Here is a 24,444-nt window from a genome sequence, read left to right as displayed (position 1 = left end):
CGCCGATCACCCGGTCAGACGTGCTGCATGCGGTCGCGGATCAGGTGTTGTGCGGGTGGGAGCCGCTTGCACGCGGCGGCGAGAACGCGGCGGAGACGGGTATGCCGTCCCCGCCGCTGGATCAGAACGAGTAGCGCGCCATGGTGTGCAGGCGGATCAGCTCGCCATCGGCGCCGGATTCGAGCGTGCGCTCGCCCCAGATCGCCTCGACGCCGAAGTCGAGCTTGGGCACCGGCGACCAGATCATGTTCGCGTGCATCGATTGGACCTTGCGGGTCACGCCCATCCCGGTCCAGGCAGCCTCGTTGTCCCACTGCGAACGTGCGTAGAAGAGGTTGCCGCGCACCTTTGGACTGAACACCTGGCGCAGCCCCACATAGCCGGCCCACCCGCCCAGCGCATCGATGTCGCCGGCGGAATCGACCATCGCATCCTGCTGGATCGTGGCCAGGCCGATGTAGCGGCCGATGCCGTCGCCGCCGCTGAGCTGGTAGCGGATGTCGGTGCTGTCGCCGAGCTTGACCAGGCCGCTGACCTGGGCGCCGAATCCGGTCGCGGTGCTTTCGGCGCCGACCACGGGCTCGTACTTCAGCTGACGCGCCATGCCGGCGAAGCTGACGTGGCCCCAGTCGCCCTTGTGGGTGTAGCGGGCGATCACGTCGGGAATCGCGCTGTTGTCGCCTGCGATCACGCGGGCGCCGCCGCCGAAGGGCTGGACCGTGGTTTCAGGGCTTTCGACCGAGACCGCCCACCCACCGCTGGTGTAGCGCACCTGCGGCTGGCGGACGAAGACCACGCCGTCGGTCGGGCCGACGAAGTCCACCGAGTCGAGCAGCGCATTGGTGTCCATGAAGTTCGACCAGGTCTGGCCGACCAGCCAGTTGTTGTAGGTCAGATAGGCGTGGCGCAGCGTGGCCCCATAGGTGTTGGTGGCCGCGGTGTTGCCGAGGGAACCACCGAAGAAGTCGAGCTCGATCCGGGCGCCGAGCTTGTCGCCGGAATCGAGGACGGTGCTGGCGTCGAACCACAGACGCGAGAACTTCACGTGCGCATCGGAATAGGTATCCGGCCCGTCGCCCCCGACCGGGATCGCACCGGGGACGTAGAAGTCGCGGCCGGCGGTGCCCTTGGCGATGTCGCCGTCGGTGGTCTTGGTCACCAGTCCATCGACGCGGACCATGCCGCCGACGGTGAACTTGGTGCCGGGGTTGGCGCCGGGCGTGATCGTCGTCGTCTGGATCGGCGCAGCGGCGCCGGTGCCCGCGACGACCGGCGCCGGTGCAGGCTGCGCGGCCTGGGCGGTACGGACTTCGGTGACGACGGTTTCGGTCTGCTGCTGTTGGGCCACCAGCTGCTGCACCATCTGCTCGAGCTGGGCGACACGCGCTTCGAGCTCGCGCTCCTTTGCGGTCTGCGCGAACGCCACGCCAGGCAAGGTCAGGGCGGCAAGCACCGCCGTGGCCAGCAGACGCGGACGCGCCTTCAGTATGTGAGTCATTGCTCCCCTCCCACGGGTTGAACAAAAAGCGGCGACAGCGGGCGGTCGCCGACCGGTTCGCAATGCAGACTGCACGGATGCGGGGGCCGCGCACATTCGCCATTGGTCGATACCCGGGCCGGCGCGGTTAGACGAAGGTCTAGGCGTCCCGACCGACGAATCCGTCAAACTGCCCCGACGCGTCTGAAGGAGGCTCCCCTCATGTCCAACACCGCAGAGCTCTACCCGGTTCCGCCCGGGTTCGCCGGCCCCACCACCATCGGCGCGTCCGAGTACGAACGCGAGTACGCCCGCTCCGTGCAGGATCCCGATGGCTTCTGGGGCGATGCCGCAAAGCGGCTTGACTGGTTCAAGCCGCCGACGAAGATCCGCAACGTCAGCTACGACCTGGCGGATTTCCGCATCCGCTGGTTCGAGGACGGCGAACTCAATGCCAGCGTCAACTGTCTCGACCGCCACCTGGCGACACGCGGCGACAAGACCGCGCTGATCTGGGAAGGCGACAGTCCCGACACCGAGGCGCTTCGCATCAGTTACCGCGACCTGCATGCGCGTGTCTGCAGGCTGGCCAATGCATTGCGCAATCTGGGTGTGGGCAAGGGCGACCGGGTCACCATCTACCTGCCGATGATCGTCGAGGCGGCAGTGGCGATGCTGGCCTGCGCGCGGATCGGGGCGGTGCATTGCGTGGTGTTCGGCGGGTTCTCGCCGAACTCGATTGCCGACCGCGTGTCCGACTGCGGCAGCAAGCTCATCATCACCGCCGACGAAGGCCTGCGCGGCGGCAAGCGCGTTGCGCTGAAAGCGAACGTCGACGCGGCGCTGAAACTGCCCGGCACCAATACCGTCGAGACCGTGCTTGTCGTGCGCCATACCGGCGGCGCGGTCGACATGCAGATGCCGCGCGACCGCTGGTACGACGCCGTCGTCGACGGCCAGCCCGACACCTGCGAACCCGAGCGCATGAACGCGGAGGATCCGCTCTTCATCCTCTACACGTCCGGCTCGACCGGCAAACCCAAGGGCGTGCTGCATACCACCGGCGGCTACCTGCTGTTCGCCAGTTACACCCATGAGGCCGTGTTCGACCTGCGCGACGAGGACGTGTACTGGTGCACCGCGGACGTGGGCTGGGTCACCGGCCACAGCTACATCGTCTACGGCCCGCTCGCGAACGCCGCGACCTCGCTGATCTTCGAGGGCGTGCCGAACTATCCCGACGTCTCGCGTTTCTGGAACGTCATCGACAAGCATCAGGTCACGATCTTCTACACCGCGCCGACCGCGATCCGCGCGCTCATGCGCGAGGGCGAGGCGGCGGTCAAGAAGACCTCGCGCAGCTCGCTGCGACTGCTCGGCAGCGTCGGCGAGCCGATCAATCCGGAAGCCTGGCGCTGGTATTACGAGGTCGTCGGCGACAGCCGCTGCCCCATCGTGGACACCTGGTGGCAGACCGAGACCGGCGGCATCCTGATCTCACCGCTGCCTGGGGCGATCGCCACCAAGCCCGGTTCGGCGACCCTGCCGTTCTTCGGCGTGCAGCCGGCACTGGTCGACGCCGACGGCACCGTGCTCGAAGGCGCAGCCGCCGGCAACCTGGTCATCACCGACTCCTGGCCCGGCCAGATGCGCAGCGTCTACGGCGACCACCAGCGTTTCATCGACACCTACTTCAAGGCCTACCCGGGCAGCTACTTCACCGGCGACGGCTGCCGCCGCGACGAGGACGGTTACTACTGGATCACCGGGCGCGTCGACGACGTCATCAACGTCTCCGGTCACCGCATCGGCACGGCGGAACTGGAAAGCGCGCTGGTGCTGCATGCCAAGGTCGCGGAGGCAGCCGTCGTCGGCTTTCCGCACGACATCAAGGGCCAGGGCATCTATGCCTACGTGACGCTCAAATCGGGCGAGGAATACAGCGAGGCGCTGCGCACGGAACTGGTCGCGCACGTGCGCCGCGAGATCGGGCCGACCGCGTCGCCCGACCACATCCAGTGGGCTCCGGGCCTGCCCAAGACGCGCTCGGGCAAGATCATGCGCCGCATCCTGCGCAAGATCGCCGAGAATGCCCCTGACCAGCTCGGCGACACCAGCACGCTCGCCGATCCCTCGGTCGTCGACTCGCTGGTGAAGGAGCGGTACATCCCGAACGGCTGATGCTTGCCTGACGCCCCGTGCCGGTACCGCGAGCGTGGACCGGCGCGGGACCCGTTCTCCTATCGATGGACCGATGCACCTTCTTTCTTCCGAGACGCCGCCGGCACCCGCGATGACCACCCTGCTGATCGCCGACGACCATCCGCTGTTCCGCGAAGCGTTACGTGGCGCGATTGCCCGTGCCTTGCCCGAGGCACGGTTGCGGGAGGCGCACAACGTCGATGCGCTCTACGCCATGGTGGAGTCGGAGCCCGATGCCGACCTGCTGATGCTCGATCTCAACATGCCCGGCGTGCATGGCTTCAGCGCCCTGGTGCACCTGCGTGCGCAGTTCCCGCAATTGCCGGTGCTGATGGTGTCTGCGCGCGAGGAGCCCGCGGTGATGCGGCGCGCGCTCGACCATGGCGCCTCGGGCTTCGTGCCCAAGTCCGCTGATGCCGAGACCCTCGCCCGCGCCGTGGCGCAGGTGCTCGATGGCGACCGCTTCGTGCCCGAAGCGGCGGCCTCCGCGGCCGGAGTGACGCCCCGCGAGCACGACGTCGCGGCGCGCCTGCGCGATCTCACGCCTCAGCAGTTCCGCGTGCTGCAGATGCTCGGCGACGGAATGCTCAACAAACAGATCGCCTACGAACTCGGTGTGTCCGAAGCCACCGTCAAGGCGCACATGACCGCCGTGCTGCGCAAGCTCGGCGCATCGAACCGCACCCAGGCGGTGCTGATCGCCGGCAAGCTCGCAGTGGACCCCGATCCGGACGAGATTCCCGCCGACGCGCGCTGAAGAACTGCGGTGTCCGCACGGCGTCGCGCGCCGTCATTCGGGGAGTGCGCACAGGCGGATGTCTGATCGGCCCCGCACGATGCGCGTGGGATGCGTTCGCCGGCGATGAGCCGGATCGGCCTTGCGTGCGCCCAGCCGGGGCGCAGAACAGGCCCTCTCCCCGGTCGGGGGGAGGGCCTGGGGACGTCACCGCGCGCGATACGCCCGTGGCAAGCCACCTTCGGCCTGCGGCTGCAGATAGCGGTCCCGCAGTTCGGTCTGCCGCGACCGCATCTCGATCGCGCGGCCGTCGAACCACACCTGCACGGCGCTGCTCGTCACATCCAGCGGGTCACCCGACCACAGCACCAGATCGGCGGTGCGGCCTACCGCGATGGTGCCGATGGACTCGCCGACACCGAAGGTCTCCGCCGGCACGCGGGTCAGGCCCGCGAGGCCCGCTTCCCACGGCAGCCCATGGGCGACCGCGTTGCCGGCCAGCTGCCGCAGCTTGCGCGCGTTGTGCGAGGCGTCGGCCGCCTGGGCGAAGCCCACGCGCACACCCGCGGCCTGCAGGCGCGCGGCGTTCTCGATGGTCGCGCCGATCTGGTCGAAGTTCGACGGCAGGTTGACCAGCGGGTCGACGAACACCGGCACGTTCGCCGCCGCTAGCTCCGGTGCGACGCGCCAGCCCTCGGCACCGCCGCGGATCGCGATCCGCAGGCCATGGCGCTTCGACCAGCGCAGCAGCTGGCGGATGTCGGCCGCCCGGTTCACGCCAACCACGATCGTGCCGCGACCGTCGAGATACGGTGCGAGTGCGCGCTTGCCGGCCGGGGTGAGCGCAGCGACATGGGAGTCGGCCGGCAGGCGGCCACGCGCCTCGTCGATCAGCTGGTCGAGCAGCATCCACTGCGCGGCGCGCGAGGCGCCGCTCTGGTCCATGCCGTCCGCTCCGAGCGCGAGGTACAGCACCTTCGGTCCGGCGGGATCGACGCTGCCGTCCAGGCGCATCATCGCGCCCTGGCCGCCGATGATCGAGCTGGCGCTGCCGGCCGAGATCAGGGTGAAACCGATGCCCTCGACGCGCGCGACCGGAATCACGATCGAGTCGGGATTGAAGGCCAGGGTCACGTCGAACTCCGGGCGCACGGCCATGTCCTTGGCCTCGCCGAGCGACAGGCGGTCGTCGCGCGTCCCGCGTTCGCCCGAGACTTCCTCGATGCCGATGCCGGTCACGCCGCCGAACAGGGTCGGCGTCAACGGCCGCCCCATGGCTTCGACGACCGGTGCGTCGCCTGCGGACAGTCCCGTGCCGATCGCGGCAATCCGGCCGTCGCGCACCAGCACGTCGGTGTTCTGCAGCGAACCCTGCGCCCCGGCGGTATGCACGGTTGCGCCGCGGATCAGGACCGACTGCGCCGCGGCGGGCAGGGTGGCCGCGAGCAGGGCGCCGGCAACCAGCAGACGCGACAGCGCGCGCGCTCCACGCCGGTTCGAAGCTTGGCGGCTCATCGTGCACCTCCGTTGGCTGCGGCGCCCTGGCCGAGCATGAAGTCCGAGACCGGTTGGCGCGATGGATCGGTGCGATCGAAGACGTGGGCGCCGTCGATCCAGACGTGTTCGGCCAGGGCGTAGACGGTGAACGGGTTGCCATTCCACAGCACCACATCGCCCATCTTGCCGGCGGTCAGGGTGCCGGTCTGCTCGAGCACGCCGAGCGATTTCGCCGCGTTTTCGGTGAGCCAGCGGATCGCATGTTCGGGCGTGATCTCGATGCCGGCACGGCCCGCGGCCGCCATCACCTTGGCTGCCTCCTGGTTGAGGCGCTGGATGCCCTCGTCGGAATCGGAATGCACGATCGCGCAGCCGCCCGGGGCGCGGTCGACGATCGCGATGTTCTCCTGGATGCCGTCGAAGGCCTCCATCTTGAAGCCCCACCAGTCGGCCCACAGCGCGCCGCAGACGCCTTCGGCGCCGAGACGGTCGGCGATCTTGTAGGCCTCCACGCCGTGGTGGAAGGCGGTGACCTTGAAGTCGAACTCCTTCGCCAGATCGAGCATCTGCGCCATCTCGTCGGCGCGGTAGCAGTGGATGTGCACGAGGATGTCGCCATCCATCGCGCCGGCCATCGTCTCGAGCTTGAGGTCGCGTTTGCCGGGCGAGTCGCCGCCCTGCTTGCGCCGGTAGTCGGCGGCGTCGATCAGCGCGGCGCGGTAGCCCGCGACATTGCCCATGCGCGTGGCCGGCCCGCCTTTCTGGCCGTAGACCCGCTTGGGGTTCTCGCCGCAGGCCATCTTCAGGCCATAGGGCGCGCCGGGAAACTTCATGTCGGTGACGGTGGTCGCGGCGACGTTCTTCAACGTCACGCCACGGCCACCGACGAGGTTGGCCGAGCCGGGCAGGATCTGCAGCGAGGTCACGCCGCCAGCGAGCGCCGCGCCGAAACCCGGATCCTGCGGCCATACCGAATGCTCGGCCCAGACCTGGGCGGTGTTCGGCGCGGTCATCTCGTTGCCGTCGCTGTGCGCGCTTGCGCCGGGACTCGGATAGACGCCCAGGTGCGAATGCACGTCGATCATGCCCGGTGTGATCCACTTGCCGGTGCCGTCGATGCGTTGCGCGTTCGCGGGCGCGGCGAGCGCCGCACCCACCGCCTGGATACGCCCGTCCTGCAGCAGCACGTCTGCCGCTTCCAGACGCTGGCCGTCACCGATCAGTACGGTCGCGTTGGTGATCAGCACTGGCGGCGATGCGATGGGCGTATAGGTGCTTGCATAGGCGCTGGCGCCGACATGGGTGCCACTGGCGCCGGTGGCCGGTTTGTCGGACGAGGCATGGGTGGCGCAGCCACCCGACAGGGCGACCGCGAGCGCGGCCGTCAGTAGACGAGACATCGAAGATCCCCGGAACACGTTGGACGGTCCGCGGCGGCGTTCAGGACCCGCCGCGGGCGAAGTTCGAGTGTACCCGTGGGTCCGGCGCGCGCGCTGAGACAGACCGCGCGTTCCAGGCACGCGCGGCGCGCATGCGAGAATGGCCGCGAAGAAGAGGAGCATGACGATGAAAGAGAAAGAGCAGATCGTCGAAAACTGGCTGCCGCGCTATACCGGCGTGCCGCTCGACCGGTTCGGCGAGCACATCCTGCTGACCAACTTCGGCGGCTACCTGCACCATTTCGCGCGTATTGCCGGCGCGGAAATCGTCGGCCTGGACCGGCCGATGCCCAGCGCCACCGCCGATGGAATGACCATGATCAACTTCGGCATGGGCAGTCCCAACGCCGCGACGATGATGGATCTGTTGTCGGCGATCGCGCCGAAGGCCGTGCTGTTCCTCGGCAAGTGTGGCGGGCTCAAGCGCAAGAACCAGCTCGGCGACCTGGTGCTGCCGATCGCGGCGATCCGCGGCGAGGGCACCAGCAGCGACTATCTCCTGCCGGAGGTGCCGGCATTGCCGGCGTTCGCCCTGCAGCGCGCGGTCTCGACGGTGATCCGCGACCTAGGCCACGACTACTGGACCGGTACCGTCTACACGACCAACCGCCGGGTCTGGGAGCATGACGACGCCTTCAAGGAGCGCCTGCGCGCGATGCGCTGCATGGCGATCGACATGGAAACCGCCACGGTCTTCGCCGCCGGCTTCGCCAACCGCATTCCCTCGGGAGCGCTGCTGCTGGTCAGCGACCAGCCGATGATTCCAGACGGGGTCAAGACGGAAGCTTCCGACGCACTGGTGAGCGCGGACTTCGTCGAGCGCCACATCCTCATTGGTATCGAGGCGCTGAAGCTGATCCGTCGCCACGGCAAATCGGTTCGGCATCTCCGGTTCGACGAGTAATCCGCCCGCTGCACGCGCGCGTGGCTCGCGCTGCCCGCGCGCGCCCGATTGCGGCCTACTTTTCGGTGGGCCGCTTCACCGCGAAGATCAGTCCATCGGCATGCGCCCTGACCAGCTCGGCCCCGCCGATCGCGATCTGCTCGCCCTCGTCGAACTCGATATCCGCCAGGTCGCCGCGAATGTCGTCGTGCGAGAGCGATTTCTCGGCCGATGCAGTGTTCTGGGTGACGACGACGACGCCGTCGGGATCGGTCGAGACCACCTGCATCAGGCCGTAGGCGGGATCGATCGGCTTGCGCGCATCGTCGGTGAATGGATGGCGCGAGAACCCGCTGAGCTGCGCGGCATAGATATCGCCCACAGCGGGCGACTCCAGCAGGGCCATGTCGGCATCCGCGTGCTGGCAGGCGCCGAGCAGCACGAGGCCGGAGAGTGCCAGCAGCGCTGTCAGCAGGCGGGTCGGACGACGCATCATGGAGCGTTTTCGAGGCAGGGATCGCCCGAGTATGGGCCGGTCACCGGGAAGGCGCATGCGCCGCGCCGCAGCCGCGTTAATCTGTGGCCATGGAGATGATCAAACCCGCGCACGTCGTCGATTTCTGGCAGCAGGCTGGTATGCAGAAGTGGTTCGGAGGCAGCGCTGCCTTCGACCGCGAATGCGACCAGCGCTTCCGGGACGTGCATTTCGTCGCGGCCCGCAGAGAGCTGGAGCACTGGCTCGACACGGCGGAGGGCGGGCTCGCGCTGCTGATCCTGCTCGATCAGGTTCCGCGCAACATCTTCCGTGGCAGCGCCCATGCGTTCGCAACCGATTCCCTTGCGCGTCATTACGCCGAGCGGATGATCGCCGCCGGCCACGACCGCGTATTCGCAGACGACCTGCGCGGCTTCGTCTACCTGCCGTTCGAGCATTCGGAAGATCCGGCCGACCAGCAGCGCTCGATCGAACTCTTTGCCGACGTCGACAACGCCGAGTATCGCAAGTACGCGCAGGCGCATTTCGACGTCGTCGAACGCTTCGGCCGTTTCCCGCATCGCAACCGTGTGCTCGGCCGCATCAATACACCCGAAGAGCAGGCCTGGCTCGACGCGGGTGGCGGCTTCTGATGCAGGGCGCGCGCGGCGCTTCATAGAAACGAATCCGCCAGCCGTGCGATGCCTTCCACGCTGCGTCGCCAGGTCGGTCGCCGCGTCCACGCTTCCGCTTCCAGCACATCCGATTCGCGCAGATAGTCCTGCTCGATCTCGCGTAACCGCGCCACGACGCCGGGGTCGAAGCACAGCAAGCCCGCCTCGGCATTGAGCATGAAGCTGCGGATGTCGAGATTGCTCGACCCGACCAGTGCGATGTCGTCGTCGACGCTCAGATGCTTCGCATGCAGAAAATGCGGCCTGTAGAGCGCAATGTGCACCCCGGCCGCAAGCAGTTCATCGTAGAAACCGGCCTGGGCCCAGGCGGTCACGCGCTGGTTGTTGGTCGCCGACAGGATCAGCTGCACCGACACGCCCGACAGCGCGGCGACGCGCAGGGCGCCCAGCGTGGCCTCGTCGGGCACGAAGTAGGGCGTCACCAGTACCGCGCGCCGACGCGCGCGCTGCACGAGCGCGACGAACACATCGCGCGCATTCTCGAACGGATACGCCGGGCCGCTCGGCAGCAGCTGCGCCGGCACATGGCCGCTTGACGCGATCGGCGGTGCATCGACCTCCAGTACCTCACCCGTCTCGATGTACCAGTCGCTGGCGAACAGCGCCTGCAGTTGCGCGACGACCGGACCGCGCACCCGCGCGACGACCTCGCGGTTGGGATGGCCGGGCACGAAGTCCGGATCGGCGAGGTTCTGTGAACCCGTCAGCGCGAGGCGGCCATCGATCACCGCGATCTTGCGATGGTTGCGCAGATCCATCCGCGCGCTGCGCCGCCACTTGAGTCCTCCCGCCAATGTGGCATGCACGCAGACACCGGCATCGCGCAATGGGCGTCGGAACGCACGCAGGCCGCGTTTCGCGCCCACGGCGTCGAGCAGCAATCGGCAGCGCACGCCGCGCCGGGCCGCGCGCTCGAGTGCACCGGCAACCGAGCGTCCGCTGGCGTCGTCGAGCATCAGGTAATAGAGCAGGTGCACCTCCCGCGTCGCCGCATCGATGTCGTCGACGAGGCGTTGCAGTGAGCCTGCGTAATCGTCCAGCAGCTCGACCGCATTGCCATTGGTGGGCATGAAATCGCCGAGCCGCTCGGCGAGGCGCGTCACATCCGCGGGCGCGGAGAACGCATCGGGCGGACACCAGCGCAGCGCGGTCAGCGCCGCCTGCCTCTGCCTGATCTGCCGCGATGCGCGCGCCTGCCGCTCGCGCCGCAGCCGCGACAGCCAAGGATGGCCGAGCAGCAGATAGGCAGGGAGTCCGAGCAAGGGCACAAAGCCGATCAGCAGGAGCCAGCTGCGCGCGGACGATGAGCGCGTGCGCGCGGGAATCCACAGCAGGGCCGCGACCCGGATGAGCCAGTCGGCGGCGAAGATCCACAGGCCGATGTGCAGGTCGTGATTCGACATGCGGCCGAGTGTGGCATGGGGGTGTGGCGGGGGCGGGTGAACCGGCTCGGTCGGCCCTGCCGTCCCCCGGCTGCAGTGGCTCCGTCCCTTCTGTCAGGGCTACGTAGCCGCCGGGGCGGACGAGTCGGCGTGACGGGCCGATCTGCGCGCAGAGGCGCTCATGGGGCTCACCCCCCAGAAACGCAAAACCCGCCTTGCGGCGGGTTCTGCATTGAAGGCGATCGATCCCCGCCTGCGCGGGGTAACGCAACGTCAGCCGCGCTCGAGCGCGGGTCGTTGCATCACTTGATCTTGCCTTCCTTGTAGATCACGTGCTTCCGGACGACGGGGTCGTACTTCTTGAACTCCATCTTGCCGGGGGTGTTCTTCTTGTTCTTGTCCGTGGTGTAGAAATGCCCGGTGTTGGCCGAGGAAATCAGACGGATCTTGTCGCGCTTGCCTGCCATGTTCTAACTCCTCAGACCTTTTCGCCGCGGGCACGGAGCTCGGCGAGGACGACGTCGATGCCGTTCTTGTCGATGGTGCGCAGGGCCTTGGTGGAAACACGCAGCTTGATCCAGCGGTTCTCGCTGGCAACCCAGAAGCGACGCTCATGCAGGTTGGGCATGAAGCGGCGGCGGGTCTTGTTCATGGCGTGCGACACATTGTTGCCATGCGTCGTACGCTTGCCGGTGACTTGGCATACTCGGGACATTGCGCACCTCGAAGTGTGTTTGATATCGCCCTTAGCCAGGGAGATGGCGGCCCCGATGGCAGTGCCATCGCGCGATGCGGGTGGGTTTGGACATCCTGCTGCAGCACTGCCGGGAATCGCGCTTCCGCAGGGCAGGTCAGCCATGTCGCCATGGTCTGGACGCAGCTAGCCGGCCATTGTGATGATACGGGGCCCGCTGCGCAAGGGGCGGCTCGCTGCGGGCCCGGATTGCCGGCCCGTCGCCGGGCTTGCCGACGGCTCGGTCGGAAGCGGCCCGGGCACCAAGGATCCCGGCTGTCCGTCTTTGCGTCCGCCACGCGGCCCTCCGGAGGCGCCCGGCGCCTGAACGCCCAGTGCGGGCCGCGTCAGGTCTTGCGCTTCCTCGAACCGGCCTTGGCCCGCGGTTTGCCGCTGGCGGTGGGCGGCAGTTCGCGACCCGTCAGCACAGCCGCGTCCTGCAGCGTTTCCAGCCACGAGAGTGTGTCCACATAGGACAGGAACCGCTCCAGATAGGCCGGCGACGTCGCCCCCATCAGGGCCAGCGAGCGGTAGGCGAGAGCGGCGGAATTCAATGGGCCGGCGCCGGTCGGCACCTCGGCCAGGGACTTGCGGACCTGGTTGCTGGTACGCAGGGTCGACCACAACGCGCGGAATTCTTCGACCGCAGGGAGCTCGGGGTAGGCCCGGTCCGGGCCGGCAGCTCCCGTGTCGGCGCGCGCATGCGCGGCGATGGCGTCGATCAGCGACGCAAGTGCACCGCGCCCGGGCACTGCGTTCGCGCTGCCCTCGGGCATCCGCTCGACATTCCGCGCATACGCGCCCACAAGCGCGTCGAGCTTCGCGTCGAGTGCGCGTCGCACGGCGCCATCGCATGTCGCCGCGCGGCGCTGCAGGGCCGCGATGTGCTGGAAGCGGATCGGATCGAGCCGGTCCGCGCCCCGCGCGTGCCAGTCATCCAGCAGGCCTGCGATGTCGACGGCCTCAGCGACCATCGGCCTTGGCCCCGGCCTGGCGCGGAACCGGCGCCATCTCGACGCGCCGGTTCCGTGCGCGGCCCTCGGGGTCGGCGTTCGAGCCCACCGGCTGCTGCGCGCCGAACGCGGCGGCGAACACCGAATCGGCCGGAACACCTGCCGCGATCAATCCGCGGGTCACGGTCAGGGCGCGCTGCGCCGAGAGTTCCCAGTTGTCCGAGAACCGGTTGCCGTCGCGTACCAGGCGATCGTCGGTGAAGCCGCTGACCATCAGCATTTCGTCGCGCGAGGCCAGATACCCGGCCAGCGGGCCGGCGAGGCTCTGCAGCAGCTCGCGACCCTCGGGCTGGAGCTGGTCGGAGGCCTGGGCGAACAGCACGCTGCCGCGGATGCCGATGCGGCCGTCGATCAGGGTGATGCGCCCGGCGGCAAGCGGCGCTGCCAGGGCCTGCTCCAGGGTCTCGCGGCGCCGCGCTTCCGCCTCGCGCTGGGCGATCTCCGCATCCAGCCGCATCTCCAGCTGCAGCTGGACGCCGATCACGCCGACCAGGATCAGTACGAACGCGCCCAGCAGCACCGACATCAGATCGCCGAACGCAGCCCAGACCGGGGCGGTCGACTCCACATCGCCTTCGAGCTCGACACTCATGCGGAGACGGCGCGCGTCGCGCCGAGCTGCTGCAGCTCTTCGATGATCTGCTTCTGCGCAAGCACGCTGAGGTCGACGACCTCGCGCGCTTGCGCGACGTAATAGGCCAGTTGCTCGTCGCTGCGGACCAGCGATTTCGCCAGCGTCTCCTCGATGCCCTGCAGGCGACCGGCAAGCGCCTGGTTCGATTCGCCGAACACCGCGACCGCAGCGCCGAAGGCCTCGCCAAGGCTGGCCACTTCCACCGCGCCCACGCGCAGATCGTCGGCAATCGTGTCCAGCTTGCCGGTCTCGGCCGCGATGTGGTCGCTGAAGCGCGTGCCGACCCGTTCGAGCAGATCGGCCGAAGTGGCGACCAGTGCCTCGATCGCCGCGCGCTGCTCGGTGGAGGCGTGGTTCACCGCGCGCAGCAGGGTGTCGAGCGTCGAGAGCATCTGCGTACGCTCTTCGAGCATCGCGGTGTCGCGCACCATGCTCTCCGACAGCGACTGGCGCAGCTCGGCGATGACTTCGGCAGCGGCGCGCGGCGCCTCCGATGCGGTGTCGACCAGGCGCGAGATCTCGGCGATGGTCGCGCTGGCATGGGCCTGGGTCTGCGCGCCGATGGTGTCGGCGGTGGTGGCCAGCCGGTCGCAGATCGCCTGCTGCTGGCGCGTGGTGTCGGCGCCCGCCCGGGCCCAGTCGTCGCGCAGAACGGCGGCCATTGCGGCGAGGCTCTCGGTCCACGCGGCCAGGCGCTGGGCATCCTGTGCGGCCAGCGCTGTGTGCAGCTCGGCGTGCGAGGCATCGACCTTCTGGAGCAGCGTTGCGGAGTGCGCTTCGAACGTGGCGGCAGCCGCGCTCAGCGCCTGCTGGTGCTGCGCACTCATCGCCGCGTTGGTCGCGGCCTGTGTCGCCAGTGCATCGGTCCATGCCGCGCCCACGCTGCCGGCCGTCGCATCGAGTCGGCTGGCGACCCCGTCGACCAGTGCGGTCGCGTGTTGCTCGAAGGTCACGCCGGCGCCGTCGAGCGTGCTGCGCAGTTCGGACGTCAGCGCGGTCTGCGCGGCTTGTTGCGCGGCCAGTGCCTGCTCCCAGCGCTGGGCCACGCCGGCCGTCGATGCCTCGAATCCGGCGGTGAGCGCCTGCAATTGGCGGTCCACGGCGCCGGTCACGGTCTCGTGCAGCGCGCCGGCCTGGGCGTGCGCCGCGTCGAGTCGCGCGGTGACCTCGCCGAGCAGCCCCTCGCTGCGGTGCTCGAACGTCGCATTGAAGCCGTCGAGCGTGGCACGCAGATCGCGCGCCAGTGTCTCGTTCGATGCCTGCTGGCCATCCACGGCCTGCTGCCAGCGCTCGGCGACGGTCGCGGTGGAGGCCTCGAAGCCGGCGTTGAGCGACTGCAGCTGGCGTTCGACCGCGTCCGCGACGGTGGCCTGCAGGGCTGCCGTTTCGCGCGCGAGGGCCGACATCGTCGTCTCGAACACCGGCTGCAGCGCGGCCGTGGCGGCGCGCGCGCTGTCGGCGACGCTGGTCTGCAGGGCGCGCTCGACCGACGCAGCGAGCTGTACATACACGGCCTCGGTGCGTCCATGGAACGCCTCCTGGCTCGCCGCGTGGCGCTCGTCCGCCGAGGCGTTCTGCTGCTCGATCGTCGCCATCATCGCGGTCAGACGGTCGACCAGGGCCGGCATCACTTCGGTCTGCTGCTGCAGCAGCCGCAGGGTTTCCTCGCGCTGATGGGCCTGCGAGTGCGCGCGCAGCGTCGTCGCGGCGGCCACGTCCAGCAGTTGCACGCTGTGGGCGCGTTCGCGCCGCAGCAGCGCCGAAGCCAGGCCCAGCATCGCCGAGGTCGCGATGCCGGCGATCGAGGTCCCGAACGCGAAGCCCAGGCCCTTGACCGGCGCGGCCAGGGAGTCGCGGATCGCCTGCAGGTCGGTCGCCGTCTCAAGCGCCATGCCGGTGCCGCGCAGCATCACCATCATGCCCAGCAGCGTGCCGAGCATGCCGAGCAGCACCAGCATGCCGACCAGGTAGGGGGTCAGCGCGGGCACCGGCAGCGCGACGCGCTCGCCCTCGATGCGCAGGCGCACCGGGTTGCGCAGCGTGGGGTCTAGCCGGTCGAGCCAGTCGGCGAGCGATGCCGGCGGCGCGGACAGCGCCGCGGTCGCCTCGGACAGCGTGGACGTGGCGCGGCGATAACGCAGCAGTTCCAGTCCGCCTGCGACGTAGGCCACGCCGATCAGCAGGGACACGGCGAATGCCGCCGTGTTCGAGCCGACGTAGCCGATGGCGATCCAGCCGACCACGGTCAGGCCGAGCGCGAACGCGAGCGCGGGAAGAAGGGCGGTATTGCGACTGCTTGGGGACATGGGCACTGCGTCAGTGGGTGCGAAGCGCTGCGAGCAGCCCTTCGACCGGTTGGAAACGGACATCCAGCTCGGCGATCAGCACGCCCTGCATGTCCCTGCGAAAACCATCGAGCCAGGCCGCGGACGGATCCGTGGCCAACGCACCCGCGGCGGCGCGCAGCCGCTCGAAATGCGCTTCGAGCAGGGCCGGCACCGCGCCGAGCAAAGCGTGCTCGCGCGGACTCAGCACGCCCTCCATCACCGCATCCACCTCGGCCAGCCGCGCCATCTCGGCCGAACGCTCTGCCAGCCGGTCGCGCAGATCGCCGCGCAGCCGGCCGGTCGCCATCTGCATCGAGCGCTGCAGCGCCAGGTGACGCTGGCGGAACGGCGCGAAGTCGATCGCAGCCTCGGGTGCGGCTTCGGCGTCGCCATCGTCCGAGGCCCCGGCCGCCTGCGGCTGCGGGATCACCAGCTCCGGCGCTTCGACGATCGACGCCAGCAACGTCGCCCGCGCCTTCGCGCACACGGCTGCGTCGTCGCGATCAATGACTTGCGCGCCTTGTTCAGCTGCGGGCGCCTTCGCGTCGAGCACCTTCGACAGCGCCACTGCCCGTGTCCAGTCGATCCACTGGCTCAGACGCTCGGCCGGCGCCGGGCCGCCTTGCGGCAGCGTGTCGTCGGTCAGGCGGGCCAGCAGCCGGATGAAGGTCGGGCCGCGGAAGGCGGGGCGAGGCGGGGAATCCAAGGAAGGGGCGCGCAAAAGACGGCGATTTTACAATGCGGCCGACCACCGTCGGGTCCGATGTGCGCTCCGAACTCCGCGCGTGCGGTTCCCGCCTCAGGGGCGCTGCGCGCGCAGTCGCTCCAGCACGCCGTCGAGGGCTTCCAGGTTGCCGTAGTGGATCACCAGGCGGCCCTTGTTGCCGCGGCCGTTGGCGATCGAGACGCGGGTGCCGAGGGTCTCCGACAGTTCGTTCTCCAGCGAGACGATGTCGGCCTGCGGGCGCGCCTTGTTGCGCGCGATGGTGCGGGTGTCGCCCCCGGGGACGCGGCCGGCGGCGAACTGCTGGGCGCGGTGTTCGACCTCGCGCACCGACCAGCCGTGTTCGACGGCGTCGCTGGCAAGCTTGCTGGCGAGATCGGGCGAGAGGGTCAGCAGCGCGCGGGCGTGGCCCATTTCCAGCTGCCGGGACTCGACCAGGATGCGGATCGCGGGCGGCAATTCCAGCAGGCGCAGCAGGTTGGAGACGGCGGCGCGCGAGCGTCCCACCGCTTCGGCGGCCTGCGCGTGGGTGAGGTCGAACTCCTCGATCAGCCGCTGCAGGGCCTGCGCTTCTTCGAGGGGGTTGAGGTCCTCGCGCTGGATGTTCTCGATCAGCGCCATCGCGACGACCGTGCGGTCCTCGACGTTGCGCACCACCGCCGGCACTTCGCTCAGGCCGGCCTGCTTGGACGCGCGCCAGCGGCGTTCGCCGGCGATGATCTCGAAGGTGCGGTCGGGCCGCTCGCGCACGACCAGCGGCTGGATCACGCCCTGCGCCTTGATCGACTCGGCCAGCTCGGTGAGTTTGTCTGCATCCCAGTGCTTGCGCGGCTGGTACTTGCCGGCGCTCAGCGCATCGATCGGCAGCAGCCGCAGGGTGTCCTGTTCGGTCGCCTCCAGGCTCGCGGGCGCCTCGGCCGCGGCCTTGGGGCCGAGCAGGGCTTCCAGCCCCCGGCCCAGGCCACGCTTCTTTACCGGCGTCTTCGCTGCGGTCATGCCGGAGTCTCCATGGCGGGTGCGTCCTGGGTGCGGGCGGCGTCGCGTTCGCGCTGGCGCCGGATCACCTCGCCTGCGAGGCCGAGGTAGGCGATCGCGCCGCGCGACGCCTTGTCGTAGCCGACGATGCTCTGGCCATGGCTGGGCGCTTCGGCCACGCGGACGTTGCGCGGCACGATGGTGCGGAACACCTTGTCGCCGAAGTGGTTGGTCAACTCCGCCGAGACCGCGTTGGCGAGGTTGTTGCGCACGTCGAACATCGTGCGCAGCACGCCCTCGACCTCGAGCTTCGGGTTGAGGTTCTGCCGAATCGCGTCGATCGTCTGCAGCAGCGCCGACAGGCCTTCGAGCGCGTAGTACTCGCACTGCATCGGCACCAGCACCGAATCGGCCGCGGTCAATGCGTTGAGCGTGAGCAGCGACAGCGCCGGCGGGCAGTCGATGAGGATGAAGTCGTAGCGCGCGCGCAGGGGCTCGAGCGCGACGCGCAGGCGGTGTTCACGGCCGTCGACGCCCATCAGCTCGAGCTCGGCAGCGGTGAGATCGGTGTTGCCGGGAATCAGGTCGACGTCTTCCTCGGTCTGCATGACCGCATCGCCGGCTTCCACTTCGCCCAGCAGCACGTCACAGGTGCTGACCGGCACGGCGCCCTTGTCGATGCCGCAGCCCATCGTGGCGTTGCCCTGCGAGTCCAGGTCCACCAGCAGCACGCGCTTGGGCACCCGCGCCAGGGCCGCGGCCAGGTTCACGGCCGTCGTCGTCTTGCCGACGCCGCCCTTCTGATTGGCAATGGCGATGATGCGGGCCATGGGCTCCGTCGCGGTTCGGGAAGGAAGCCGGCCGCCGCAGGGCGGTGGCCGGACGGGGGATTATGCCCCCAAGACCCGCGAGGGGTAACCGATCGCATCCGCCATCGGCGGGTCGGGGCACGTGCGGCCATGCGGGCGCGGCCTACGTCGGCCGGTGGCTCAGGCGCGTTCGATGACCACCAGATGCCGTTCGGCATCGAGGCCGGGCACCGTCAGCGGCGTCACCGCGACGAGTCGCCAGCCGGCTGGAAGGGCGGCGATCTCGTCGACCGGGTGGATGCCCTTCATGGCCAGCAGCCGGCCGCCGTCGGCCTTCGGCAGGTGGCCGCCGACGCTCAGGATGTCGGGCAGCGTGGCGAGCGCGCGGGCGGTGATCGCGTCGAACCCGCCGGGCCGGTCTAGGGCTTCGATCCGGGATTCGGCGACTTCGGCATTGGACAGCTTCAGCTGGCGGACCGCCTCGCGCAGGAAGCGCGCCTTCTTGCCGTTGGACTCGACCAGGGTCACGCGCAGCTCCGGCAGCGCGATCGCCAGGGGAATGCCGGGCAGGCCGGGGCCGGTGCCGAGGTCGGCAAGCGTGGCCAGGCCTTCGACGTGCGCGACCATCGCCAGCGAATCGAGCAGGTGGCGGGTGACCATTTCGCGCGGGTCGCGCACGGCCGTGAGGTTGTAGGTCCCGTTCCAGCGCAGCAACAGCGCCAGATAGGCCAGCAGCGGCGCGGCCAGTGCCGGGGCGAGCCCCAGCGCGCGCAGCCCGGCATCGAGTTCGTCGCGCAGCGCGGTGTCGTCGGTGATGTCCATGGCGCGCATTGTAGAAGCTGGCGGATGGCCCGGGCCGCTGATCGCGGCATGGTGGGCTGCCGAGCCGCAACCGCAGTCTTTGCCGGCGAAGGTCGGTCGGGGATGCGTCACGCCGCAGATCGAAGTCGGGCAAGCCGCGTGCCCGCCCGGGTCAATCCATCGGTCGCCACGCCACGGTCGCCAGATACCCGGGCAGCGGCGCGAACGCATGCAGGTGCCAGTCACCGGGTGCGCCGAGCGCGGGATCGCACGCGACCAGCGCCCAGCCGTCGTCGCGGGCGGCGAACTCCAGACGGTCGAGCCCGAACGACAGCCCGTGTCCGTGCGCCTTGAGCACCGCTTCCTTGGCGCACCACAGCTGCACGAAGGCGGCCTCGGCGGCAGCGGGCGGCAGCTTCGCGAGTGCAGTCGCCTCGGTGGCGACGAAGAAGCGCTGGGCCAGCGCCATGGCCTGCGGGCGCGGGCGCAGCCATTCGATGTCGGCGCCGACCGTCACGCCCTCGCCAAGCGCGATCAGCAGTGCCTCGCCGCTGTGGCTCCAGTTGACATCGAGTCCCGCGCGGCCGGGCACGTGCAGGCGCGGGCGGCCCCGGGCATCGCGTTCGAGGGCCATGGCGTCGGCAGCGACGCCCAGTTCCCCGGCCAGCCACGGGCGCACCAGGGCTTCGGCGGACTGGCCGCGGCGGTAGTCCCGCCAGGCGCATTGCACTGGCCCCACGCCGAGGCTGCCTGATTCGCTGAACATTCCGCGCCGCACATCCGCACCCGGACAGGGCGTGCAGCGTAAGCTAAAACAGCTGTTCCGCGCGCCGGACACGGCTTGCGGAACACCTTTCTGGAGTGGCAGCACGATGTCGGCAGTGGTTCGAGAGCAGGGGACAGGGCACGGGGATGACGCAGCGGACGCGGGCGAACGCCGGCCGCTGGTGGAGGGCGCTCCGTCGCGCGTGATCGCGTTCGGCCGCGACGGCGCGATTCCGCTGTCTCGTTTTCTCGCCCATGTGCACGGCGTGGCCGCGCTGCTGCCCGATGCGCCGTTCGCGCTGAACCTGTGCGAAGACCGCTACCGCTTCCTGGTGGCGTTCTGCGCGGTCGCGTTGCGCGGTCAGACCACCCTGCTGCCGCCGGCGCGCACGCGCGGGGCGATCGACGACGTGCGCGCGCGCCACCCGCACAGCTATTGCATCGGCGACCGCGACGATTGCGGGTGCGATGCGCTGCAGGACGCCGGCCATGCGCCCGAGCCGCCGCATTACGTACGCCTGCCGGATGTGCTGCCGACGGCCGATGGGGATGCGCCGGAGCTGCCGTTGGAGCATGTGGTCGCGATCGGCTTCACCTCCGGCAGCACCGGGGTGCCGGGCGCGAATGCCAAGACCTGGGCCAGCTTCCACCGCGGCACGTTGCAGAACCTCGTCGCGCTGGCCGACCTGCACGGCGAGGCGACGCTGCCGGTGGTCGCGACTGTCCCGCCACAGCACATGTACGGCATGGAGATGTCGGTGCTGCTGCCGTTGCTCGGCAACGTGGCCGTGCACCTGGGCCGGCCGTTCTTTCCCGAGGACATCGCCGCCGCGTTGCGCGATGCCCCGCGCCCCGCCTTGCTGGTGACCACGCCGGTGCATCTGCGCACCCTAGTGGAATCGGGCGTCGCGCTGCCGCCGCTCGCGGCGATCGCGACCGCCACCGCGCCCTTGTCGCGCGAGCTGGCTGCGGCCGCCGAGGCGCGCTTCGGCTGCGAGGTGCGCGAACTGTTCGGCTCCACCGAGACCTGCATCTTCGCCCGTCGTCGTTCCGCGATCGAAACGGCGTGGACGCCCTATCCCGGCGTGCGCCTGCAGCCGGTCCCCGACGGCACGCTCGTGCACGCGCCGCACCTGGCGGAGCCGCAGCTGCTTGCCGACATCGTCGAACTCGACGAGGCCGGCCGGTTCGTCCTGCGCGGCCGCCAGGCCGACATGATCGAGATCGCCGGCAAGCGTGCCTCGCTGGCGGACATTACCCGTCGCCTGCTCGCGATCGAAGGCGTACGCGATGCGGTGGCGGTCCAGTCGCAGGCGGCGGACGGATGCGGCGTGCGCCGCGTGGAGGCGATCGTCGTCGCGGACGCCGCGCTGACCGATGCGATGCTGCTCGACGCATTGCGCTGCAGCCTGGATCCGGTGTTCCTGCCGCGGCGTCTGCGGCGCGTGGCGGCGTTGCCGCGCAACGAGACCGGAAAGCTGACGCGCGCCGCGCTGGAAGCTCTGGTCCACGTCGACTAGGCAGCCGGCAGGCTGCCCACGCGCTGGCTACTCAGGAGCGCATCGCCGCCCGGCGGGGCATTTCTGCTGATCGCGTTGCGACGCTGCAATCAATCGAACGACATGCGCTGCCAACGCGCACTGCGAGTGGCGCCCCGATGCCATGGCGCGGTGTGCAGCCGTGTCAGCCCAGTTCGACCCACGCCGGCGCGTGGTCGCTGGGCCGCTCCCAGGTCCGCGGTTCGTGGTCGATGCCCGAAGCCACGGCGCGCCCGCGCAACGCATCGGAAACCAGGGTCAGATCGATGCGCAGGCCCAGGTTGCGGCGGAACGCGGCCTGGCGGTAATCCCACCAGCTGAAGACGCCGGCGTCCGCGCTGTGCAGGCGGAACGCATCGTGCAGGCCGAGGTCGAGCAGGCGCTGCAGCGCCAGGCGTTCCGACGCGGAGGTCAGGATGTGGGATTCGTTCCAGACCTCGGGGTCGTGCACATCGCGCGCATCGGGCGCGATGTTGAAGTCCCCCAGCACGACCAGCTGCGGATGCGCGGCAAGCTCGCTCGCCACCCACGCGGTCACGGCTTCGAGCCAGCGCAGCTTGTAGGCGTACTTTTCGGTGCCGACGTCCTGGCCGTTGACGACGTAGAGGTTGATCACACGCACGCCGTCGATGGTCGCGGCGATCACGCGCTTCTGTTCGTCCTCGAAGCCGGGAATGCCGATCTGCACCTGATCGAGCGCACGGTCCTTGGCGAGCAGCGCAACGCCGTTGTAGGTCTTCTGCCCGGCGAATACGCTGCGATAGCCCATTGCCGCGAGCGCGGTATCGGGAAATTTCGCATCCTCGAGCTTGGTCTCCTGGATGCCAACGACGTCGGGTTGCGCATCGCGCAACCACTGCTCCAGGTGCGGCAGGCGGACATTGAGCGAGTTGACGTTCCAGCTGGCGATTTTCATGTGGGACTTAACACTCTGATTTCACTTGCGGGCACGTAATTCGGCCGGAGGCAGTACCCCCAGCGGTACCCCCAAAAGGTCACGGTGGGCTGGTGGTCGCGCCGCGATCCCCAGCCGAAGAACCGGCCGCCTATGGTAGCCCTCCCGCCCCAACTGTCGGCCATCCCGGTTCAGCGTGCGGCCGGGTGTCGCCGGCTACCCGGGTTCTCATGCCGCGGGCTTTTCCCCGGGCCGATGTGCTCGGCGTGCGGCATGGGCGGGCCGACCATCGAAATACTGTAATGATTACAGTTTGACAATCAGCAAGTTGTCCGTATGATGTGAACATCACGATATTTCAGGGGCCTGCCGTATGACTTTGACCTACACCGCCGACCAGCTCACTCGCGAAGCTCAGTTGTTGGCCACCGAGATCGCTCTTCTGGCCGATTTCGTGATTGGCGAGGAAGCCGGCGTTCGAGCGCTTGGCCTGGCGGCCGATTCCGAGTTCGCACAGTCCCGTCACCCGGACGACCTCGCCGAGATCACCGGCATGGCCCTCTTTGGGCATGTCAGACGCGTTGAGAGCTACGTGCGGGACCAGGAGTGGGCGCCCGAAATCCCCGTTGATGTGTCCGCGTTGCAGCTGGCCGTCGACCGGACGTTCTCCCCGGCTGTGCTGCACGGCTATGAGATGGAACGCGAAGCTCACGGTGAGAGGGATGTGCTCGGCGCGCACGAAGTCGGTGCGGGCGATCTGCCGTTCGGGTACTTCCATCGCGGCATCCTTGCCGACCTGGTGGCCCGGGCGGCGGCCCGCCTGAAGGTCGACCGGGGGGAGCGCCTCACCATGGCCGACATCGCGCTCCTGCTCGATGTGCGAGAGCCTACCGTCATCACCAATGCCCACCGGAAAAATTTCCCCACGGTGGAAGACGAAAATCGGCGCTACGCCGAGCCCGGCGACGCGCTGCCGTGGATGCTCAAGCAGGGCTACGTTCCCACTAAAGGATTGCCCGGCGAATCCGACACCGCACATCAGACCGAACCTGTCGGCGACCTCGACGATGTCGTCTTCGTACCGGTCGCACGCGACGGATCATGGTTTGGACCTGATTGTCGCGTGTCCGGTCGATTCACCATCGGTGCCAAGGAGGCCGAAGAAAAGCACAAGGACTACTTCACCGCACTGGAGGCGTTGGTCCGCATGCCTACGCCGCGTTGGCGTCGTCCTAATGGGAACGGCGTCCCCGGCATCGTCGCCGGTGTCCGCTTCGATCGCATGCGTCGCGCCGATCTCCGGCGCGCTTTGTCCTGACACCACTATTCAATCCACAGGGGGATTGCCATGACCACTCTCAGCCAGTTCGACCGCTACGCCGAGGCGATTGCGAGCCTGCCCACGGCGTTCGCCACCCAGATGCCGTTGCCGAACGCCCTCCGCATGACCGGAGATCACCGCCACGAGATCTACTACGCACCCTTTGACCATGTGACGCTCACGGCCCGGGTGGTCATCGTCGGCATTACGCCGGGTAGGGTGCAGGCCGTCGCCGCCCTCGAGGCGGCGAGGCAGGCGCTGCGGCGCGGTCTCCCGCATACGGAGGCCGCCGAGATTGCCAAAGCAACCGCAAGCTTTGCCGGCCCGATGCGTCGCAACCTGGTGGATCTCCTCGACCACGTAGGCGTGGCGAATCGTCTTGGAATCTGCTCCACCGCCGAGTTCTGGGGTGCAGAACAGCATCTGGCGCACTTCACCTCCGCGCTGCGCTATCCGGTGTTCGAAGGTGGCAAGAACTACTCCGGCGGCAAGCTGGATGCGTCCACCCTGCTGATGGGTGAACTCGATCGCTGGTTCTCCACCGAATGCCGCGATTTGCCGGCCGCGCTCTACGTTCCGCTCGGTCCCACGGCCCTCAAAGCGTGCGAGCGTCAGGTCGCCACGGGCATCCTGCAACGCGACCAGATACTGGCAGGCTTGCCCCATCCGTCGGGCGCGAATGCCGAGCGAATCGCGTACTTCCTTGGGCGCAAGCCGCGGCACCTGCTCTCCGCTAAGACACGCCCGGAGACCCTCGAAGCTGGTCGCGACCGGGCGCTCCGGACCGTTGCGGGGTGGGCGTGATGGCCGGGCGGATCGGGCACCGCGCCCGGAACCGGAGGCGAGTGATCGAATCGGTAGGCGGCCGTGTGGCCGCCGTGTCGATGACGGGCAGCGGTCATCTGCGTTTCGTGCTGGTCCTGCCGGATGGCAACACCCGGTCGCTGATCTGCGCTGGTACACCGAGCGACTTTCGTGAGGACCGGAACATCCGGGCAATGGTCCGGCGTTGGTGCGCGGCTGCTGCGGCCAATAGCGACTGCGCGGATGTTGGCTACGCATAGCATCTCAGCCCAAAGGCGAAACCGAAGGGAAACCCCATCATTGGTGTGGGGCATTTGAC

General features: G+C 69.0%; 23 protein-coding genes. 7 read left to right on the top strand and 16 right to left on the bottom strand.

All coding sequences use genetic code 11. The features are described from left to right. Window positions 1-121: 121 nt before the first annotated feature. A complete protein-coding gene (locus CNR27_RS00950; RefSeq protein ID WP_096296527.1) occupies window positions 122-1,498 on the bottom strand; it encodes a DcaP family trimeric outer membrane transporter in 1,377 nt (458 codons plus the stop codon). A 201-nt stretch (window positions 1,499-1,699) separates the two neighbouring features. Here CNR27_RS00950 and acs point away from each other — a divergent pair, with 201 nt between their 5' ends. Both acs and CNR27_RS00940 read left to right on the top strand, forming a co-directional pair. Then, the gene (gene acs, locus CNR27_RS00945) at window positions 1,700-3,658 is read left to right on the top strand and encodes an acetate--CoA ligase (RefSeq protein ID WP_096296526.1); all 1,959 of its coding nucleotides are present in this window, start codon (window positions 1,700-1,702) and stop codon (window positions 3,656-3,658) included. A gap of 112 nt (window positions 3,659-3,770) precedes the next feature. Beyond that, window positions 3,771-4,436: a response regulator transcription factor gene (locus tag CNR27_RS00940; protein ID WP_096296525.1), complete on the top strand. Its 666-nt coding sequence runs from the start codon at window positions 3,771-3,773 to the stop codon at window positions 4,434-4,436. Window positions 4,437-4,622: 186 nt separating this feature from the next. Here CNR27_RS00940 and CNR27_RS00935 read toward each other — a convergent pair whose 3' ends face one another. Further along, window positions 4,623-5,930, bottom strand: coding sequence for an amidohydrolase family protein (locus CNR27_RS00935; protein WP_096296524.1), 1,308 nt, complete (start codon window positions 5,928-5,930; stop codon window positions 4,623-4,625). Further along, window positions 5,927-7,312 carry an amidohydrolase gene (locus CNR27_RS00930; RefSeq protein WP_096296523.1) on the bottom strand — a complete coding sequence of 462 codons (1,386 nt, stop codon included), beginning with the start codon at window positions 7,310-7,312 and terminating at the stop codon, window positions 5,927-5,929. Before CNR27_RS00930 ends, CNR27_RS00935 begins: the two co-directional genes overlap by 4 nt. 166 nt (window positions 7,313-7,478) lie before the next feature. Here CNR27_RS00930 and CNR27_RS00925 point away from each other — a divergent pair, with 166 nt between their 5' ends. Further along, a complete protein-coding gene (locus CNR27_RS00925) occupies window positions 7,479-8,255 on the top strand; it encodes an AMP nucleosidase (protein ID WP_096300126.1) in 777 nt (258 codons plus the stop codon). Window positions 8,256-8,310: 55 nt separating this feature from the next. Here the strand turns inward: CNR27_RS00925 and CNR27_RS00920 are convergent, their stop codons facing one another. Then, entirely contained in the window at window positions 8,311-8,727 is a 417-nt protein-coding gene (locus CNR27_RS00920; protein WP_123832948.1) for a hypothetical protein, read from the bottom strand. Window positions 8,728-8,825: 98 nt separating this feature from the next. Between CNR27_RS00920 and CNR27_RS00915 the strand changes: the two genes are divergently transcribed. Then, window positions 8,826-9,362 carry a DUF924 family protein gene (locus tag CNR27_RS00915; RefSeq protein WP_096300125.1) on the top strand — a complete coding sequence of 179 codons (537 nt, stop codon included), beginning with the start codon at window positions 8,826-8,828 and terminating at the stop codon, window positions 9,360-9,362. 20 nt (window positions 9,363-9,382) lie between these two features. Here CNR27_RS00915 and cls read toward each other — a convergent pair whose 3' ends face one another. From cls to CNR27_RS00860, 11 genes are all read right to left on the bottom strand, one after another. Continuing rightward, the gene (gene cls / locus CNR27_RS00910; RefSeq protein WP_096296521.1) at window positions 9,383-10,807 is read right to left on the bottom strand and encodes a cardiolipin synthase; all 1,425 of its coding nucleotides are present in this window, start codon (window positions 10,805-10,807) and stop codon (window positions 9,383-9,385) included. Window positions 10,808-11,088: 281 nt separating this feature from the next. Then, window positions 11,089-11,253: a 50S ribosomal protein L33 gene (rpmG, locus tag CNR27_RS00905; protein WP_096296520.1), complete on the bottom strand. Its 165-nt coding sequence runs from the start codon at window positions 11,251-11,253 to the stop codon at window positions 11,089-11,091. A gap of 11 nt (window positions 11,254-11,264) precedes the next feature. Further along, window positions 11,265-11,501, bottom strand: a complete 237-nt coding sequence (gene rpmB / locus CNR27_RS00900; protein WP_096209782.1) for a 50S ribosomal protein L28 — start codon at window positions 11,499-11,501, stop codon at window positions 11,265-11,267. A 365-nt stretch (window positions 11,502-11,866) separates the two neighbouring features. After that, window positions 11,867-12,493, bottom strand: coding sequence for a DUF2894 domain-containing protein (locus CNR27_RS00895; RefSeq protein ID WP_096296519.1), 627 nt, complete (start codon window positions 12,491-12,493; stop codon window positions 11,867-11,869). Further along, a complete protein-coding gene (locus CNR27_RS00890) occupies window positions 12,483-13,124 on the bottom strand; it encodes an OmpA family protein (RefSeq protein WP_096296518.1) in 642 nt (213 codons plus the stop codon). The genes CNR27_RS00895 and CNR27_RS00890 overlap by 11 nt, the downstream gene beginning before the upstream one ends. After that, window positions 13,121-15,472, bottom strand: a complete 2,352-nt coding sequence (locus CNR27_RS00885) for a DUF802 domain-containing protein (protein WP_245815693.1) — start codon at window positions 15,470-15,472, stop codon at window positions 13,121-13,123. Before CNR27_RS00885 ends, CNR27_RS00890 begins: the two co-directional genes overlap by 4 nt. Window positions 15,473-15,482: 10 nt before the next feature. Then, window positions 15,483-16,199 (bottom strand): DUF3348 domain-containing protein, encoded by a 717-nt coding sequence (locus CNR27_RS00880; protein ID WP_096296516.1) that lies wholly within the window; start codon window positions 16,197-16,199, stop codon window positions 15,483-15,485. A 93-nt stretch (window positions 16,200-16,292) separates the two neighbouring features. Continuing rightward, a complete protein-coding gene (locus CNR27_RS00875) occupies window positions 16,293-17,213 on the bottom strand; it encodes a ParB/RepB/Spo0J family partition protein (RefSeq protein ID WP_096296515.1) in 921 nt (306 codons plus the stop codon). Then, complete coding sequence (locus CNR27_RS00870; protein ID WP_096296514.1) at window positions 17,210-18,022, bottom strand: ParA family protein; 813 nt, start codon at window positions 18,020-18,022, stop codon at window positions 17,210-17,212. The genes CNR27_RS00875 and CNR27_RS00870 overlap by 4 nt, the downstream gene beginning before the upstream one ends. Before the next feature lie 159 nt (window positions 18,023-18,181). Further along, complete coding sequence (gene rsmG / locus CNR27_RS00865) at window positions 18,182-18,823, bottom strand: 16S rRNA (guanine(527)-N(7))-methyltransferase RsmG (protein WP_096296513.1); 642 nt, start codon at window positions 18,821-18,823, stop codon at window positions 18,182-18,184. A 151-nt stretch (window positions 18,824-18,974) separates the two neighbouring features. Continuing rightward, window positions 18,975-19,568: a 4'-phosphopantetheinyl transferase family protein gene (locus CNR27_RS00860; protein ID WP_096296512.1), complete on the bottom strand. Its 594-nt coding sequence runs from the start codon at window positions 19,566-19,568 to the stop codon at window positions 18,975-18,977. Between the two features lie 106 nt (window positions 19,569-19,674). On the opposite strand from CNR27_RS00860, the gene CNR27_RS00855 reads away from it, so the two are divergent. After that, window positions 19,675-21,087, top strand: coding sequence for an AMP-binding protein (locus CNR27_RS00855; RefSeq protein ID WP_096296511.1), 1,413 nt, complete (start codon window positions 19,675-19,677; stop codon window positions 21,085-21,087). Between the two features lie 163 nt (window positions 21,088-21,250). Here the strand turns inward: CNR27_RS00855 and xth are convergent, their stop codons facing one another. After that, a complete protein-coding gene (xth, locus tag CNR27_RS00850; protein WP_096296510.1) occupies window positions 21,251-22,021 on the bottom strand; it encodes an exodeoxyribonuclease III in 771 nt (256 codons plus the stop codon). A 352-nt stretch (window positions 22,022-22,373) separates the two neighbouring features. Here xth and CNR27_RS15635 point away from each other — a divergent pair, with 352 nt between their 5' ends. Together CNR27_RS15635 and CNR27_RS00840 are read left to right on the top strand one after the other, a co-directional pair. After that, complete coding sequence (locus CNR27_RS15635) at window positions 22,374-23,318, top strand: hypothetical protein (RefSeq protein ID WP_245815692.1); 945 nt, start codon at window positions 22,374-22,376, stop codon at window positions 23,316-23,318. A gap of 30 nt (window positions 23,319-23,348) precedes the next feature. Next, the gene (locus CNR27_RS00840) at window positions 23,349-24,125 is read left to right on the top strand and encodes a hypothetical protein (protein WP_096296509.1); all 777 of its coding nucleotides are present in this window, start codon (window positions 23,349-23,351) and stop codon (window positions 24,123-24,125) included. The last annotated feature ends 319 nt before the right edge of the window (window positions 24,126-24,444 follow it).

This window comes from Luteimonas chenhongjianii, assembly GCF_002327105.1.
Taxonomy (GTDB): domain Bacteria; phylum Pseudomonadota; class Gammaproteobacteria; order Xanthomonadales; family Xanthomonadaceae; genus Luteimonas; species Luteimonas chenhongjianii.
The sequence above is the reverse complement of the archived record's forward strand: the minus strand, read 5'-3'. Positions and strand labels throughout refer to the sequence as shown.

What these genes read in the sequence shown, in the direction of transcription:
- CNR27_RS00855 (WP_096296511.1), top strand. Translation starts at nt 19,675, where the DNA reads ATGTCGGCAGTGGTTCGAGAGCAGGGGACAGGGCACGGGGATGACGCA.
- CNR27_RS00890 (WP_096296518.1), bottom strand. Translation starts at nt 13,124, where the DNA reads ATGAGTGTCGAGCTCGAAGGCGATGTGGAGTCGACCGCCCCGGTCTGG.
- CNR27_RS00940 (WP_096296525.1), top strand. Translation starts at nt 3,771, where the DNA reads ATGACCACCCTGCTGATCGCCGACGACCATCCGCTGTTCCGCGAAGCG.
- rsmG (WP_096296513.1), bottom strand. Translation starts at nt 18,823, where the DNA reads ATGGACATCACCGACGACACCGCGCTGCGCGACGAACTCGATGCCGGG.
- rpmB (WP_096209782.1), bottom strand. Translation starts at nt 11,501, where the DNA reads ATGTCCCGAGTATGCCAAGTCACCGGCAAGCGTACGACGCATGGCAAC.
- xth (WP_096296510.1), bottom strand. Translation starts at nt 22,021, where the DNA reads ATGAAAATCGCCAGCTGGAACGTCAACTCGCTCAATGTCCGCCTGCCG.
- CNR27_RS00840 (WP_096296509.1), top strand. Translation starts at nt 23,349, where the DNA reads ATGACCACTCTCAGCCAGTTCGACCGCTACGCCGAGGCGATTGCGAGC.
- CNR27_RS00925 (WP_096300126.1), top strand. Translation starts at nt 7,479, where the DNA reads ATGAAAGAGAAAGAGCAGATCGTCGAAAACTGGCTGCCGCGCTATACC.
- CNR27_RS00920 (WP_123832948.1), bottom strand. Translation starts at nt 8,727, where the DNA reads ATGCGTCGTCCGACCCGCCTGCTGACAGCGCTGCTGGCACTCTCCGGC.
- CNR27_RS00930 (WP_096296523.1), bottom strand. Translation starts at nt 7,312, where the DNA reads ATGTCTCGTCTACTGACGGCCGCGCTCGCGGTCGCCCTGTCGGGTGGC.
- CNR27_RS00950 (WP_096296527.1), bottom strand. Translation starts at nt 1,498, where the DNA reads ATGACTCACATACTGAAGGCGCGTCCGCGTCTGCTGGCCACGGCGGTG.
- CNR27_RS00875 (WP_096296515.1), bottom strand. Translation starts at nt 17,213, where the DNA reads ATGACCGCAGCGAAGACGCCGGTAAAGAAGCGTGGCCTGGGCCGGGGG.
- CNR27_RS00860 (WP_096296512.1), bottom strand. Translation starts at nt 19,568, where the DNA reads ATGTTCAGCGAATCAGGCAGCCTCGGCGTGGGGCCAGTGCAATGCGCC.
- acs (WP_096296526.1), top strand. Translation starts at nt 1,700, where the DNA reads ATGTCCAACACCGCAGAGCTCTACCCGGTTCCGCCCGGGTTCGCCGGC.
- rpmG (WP_096296520.1), bottom strand. Translation starts at nt 11,253, where the DNA reads ATGGCAGGCAAGCGCGACAAGATCCGTCTGATTTCCTCGGCCAACACC.
- cls (WP_096296521.1), bottom strand. Translation starts at nt 10,807, where the DNA reads ATGTCGAATCACGACCTGCACATCGGCCTGTGGATCTTCGCCGCCGAC.
- CNR27_RS00915 (WP_096300125.1), top strand. Translation starts at nt 8,826, where the DNA reads ATGATCAAACCCGCGCACGTCGTCGATTTCTGGCAGCAGGCTGGTATG.
- CNR27_RS00885 (WP_245815693.1), bottom strand. Translation starts at nt 15,472, where the DNA reads ATGTCCCCAAGCAGTCGCAATACCGCCCTTCTTCCCGCGCTCGCGTTC.
- CNR27_RS00870 (WP_096296514.1), bottom strand. Translation starts at nt 18,022, where the DNA reads ATGGCCCGCATCATCGCCATTGCCAATCAGAAGGGCGGCGTCGGCAAG.
- CNR27_RS15635 (WP_245815692.1), top strand. Translation starts at nt 22,374, where the DNA reads ATGACTTTGACCTACACCGCCGACCAGCTCACTCGCGAAGCTCAGTTG.
- CNR27_RS00935 (WP_096296524.1), bottom strand. Translation starts at nt 5,930, where the DNA reads ATGAGCCGCCAAGCTTCGAACCGGCGTGGAGCGCGCGCGCTGTCGCGT.
- CNR27_RS00895 (WP_096296519.1), bottom strand. Translation starts at nt 12,493, where the DNA reads ATGGTCGCTGAGGCCGTCGACATCGCAGGCCTGCTGGATGACTGGCAC.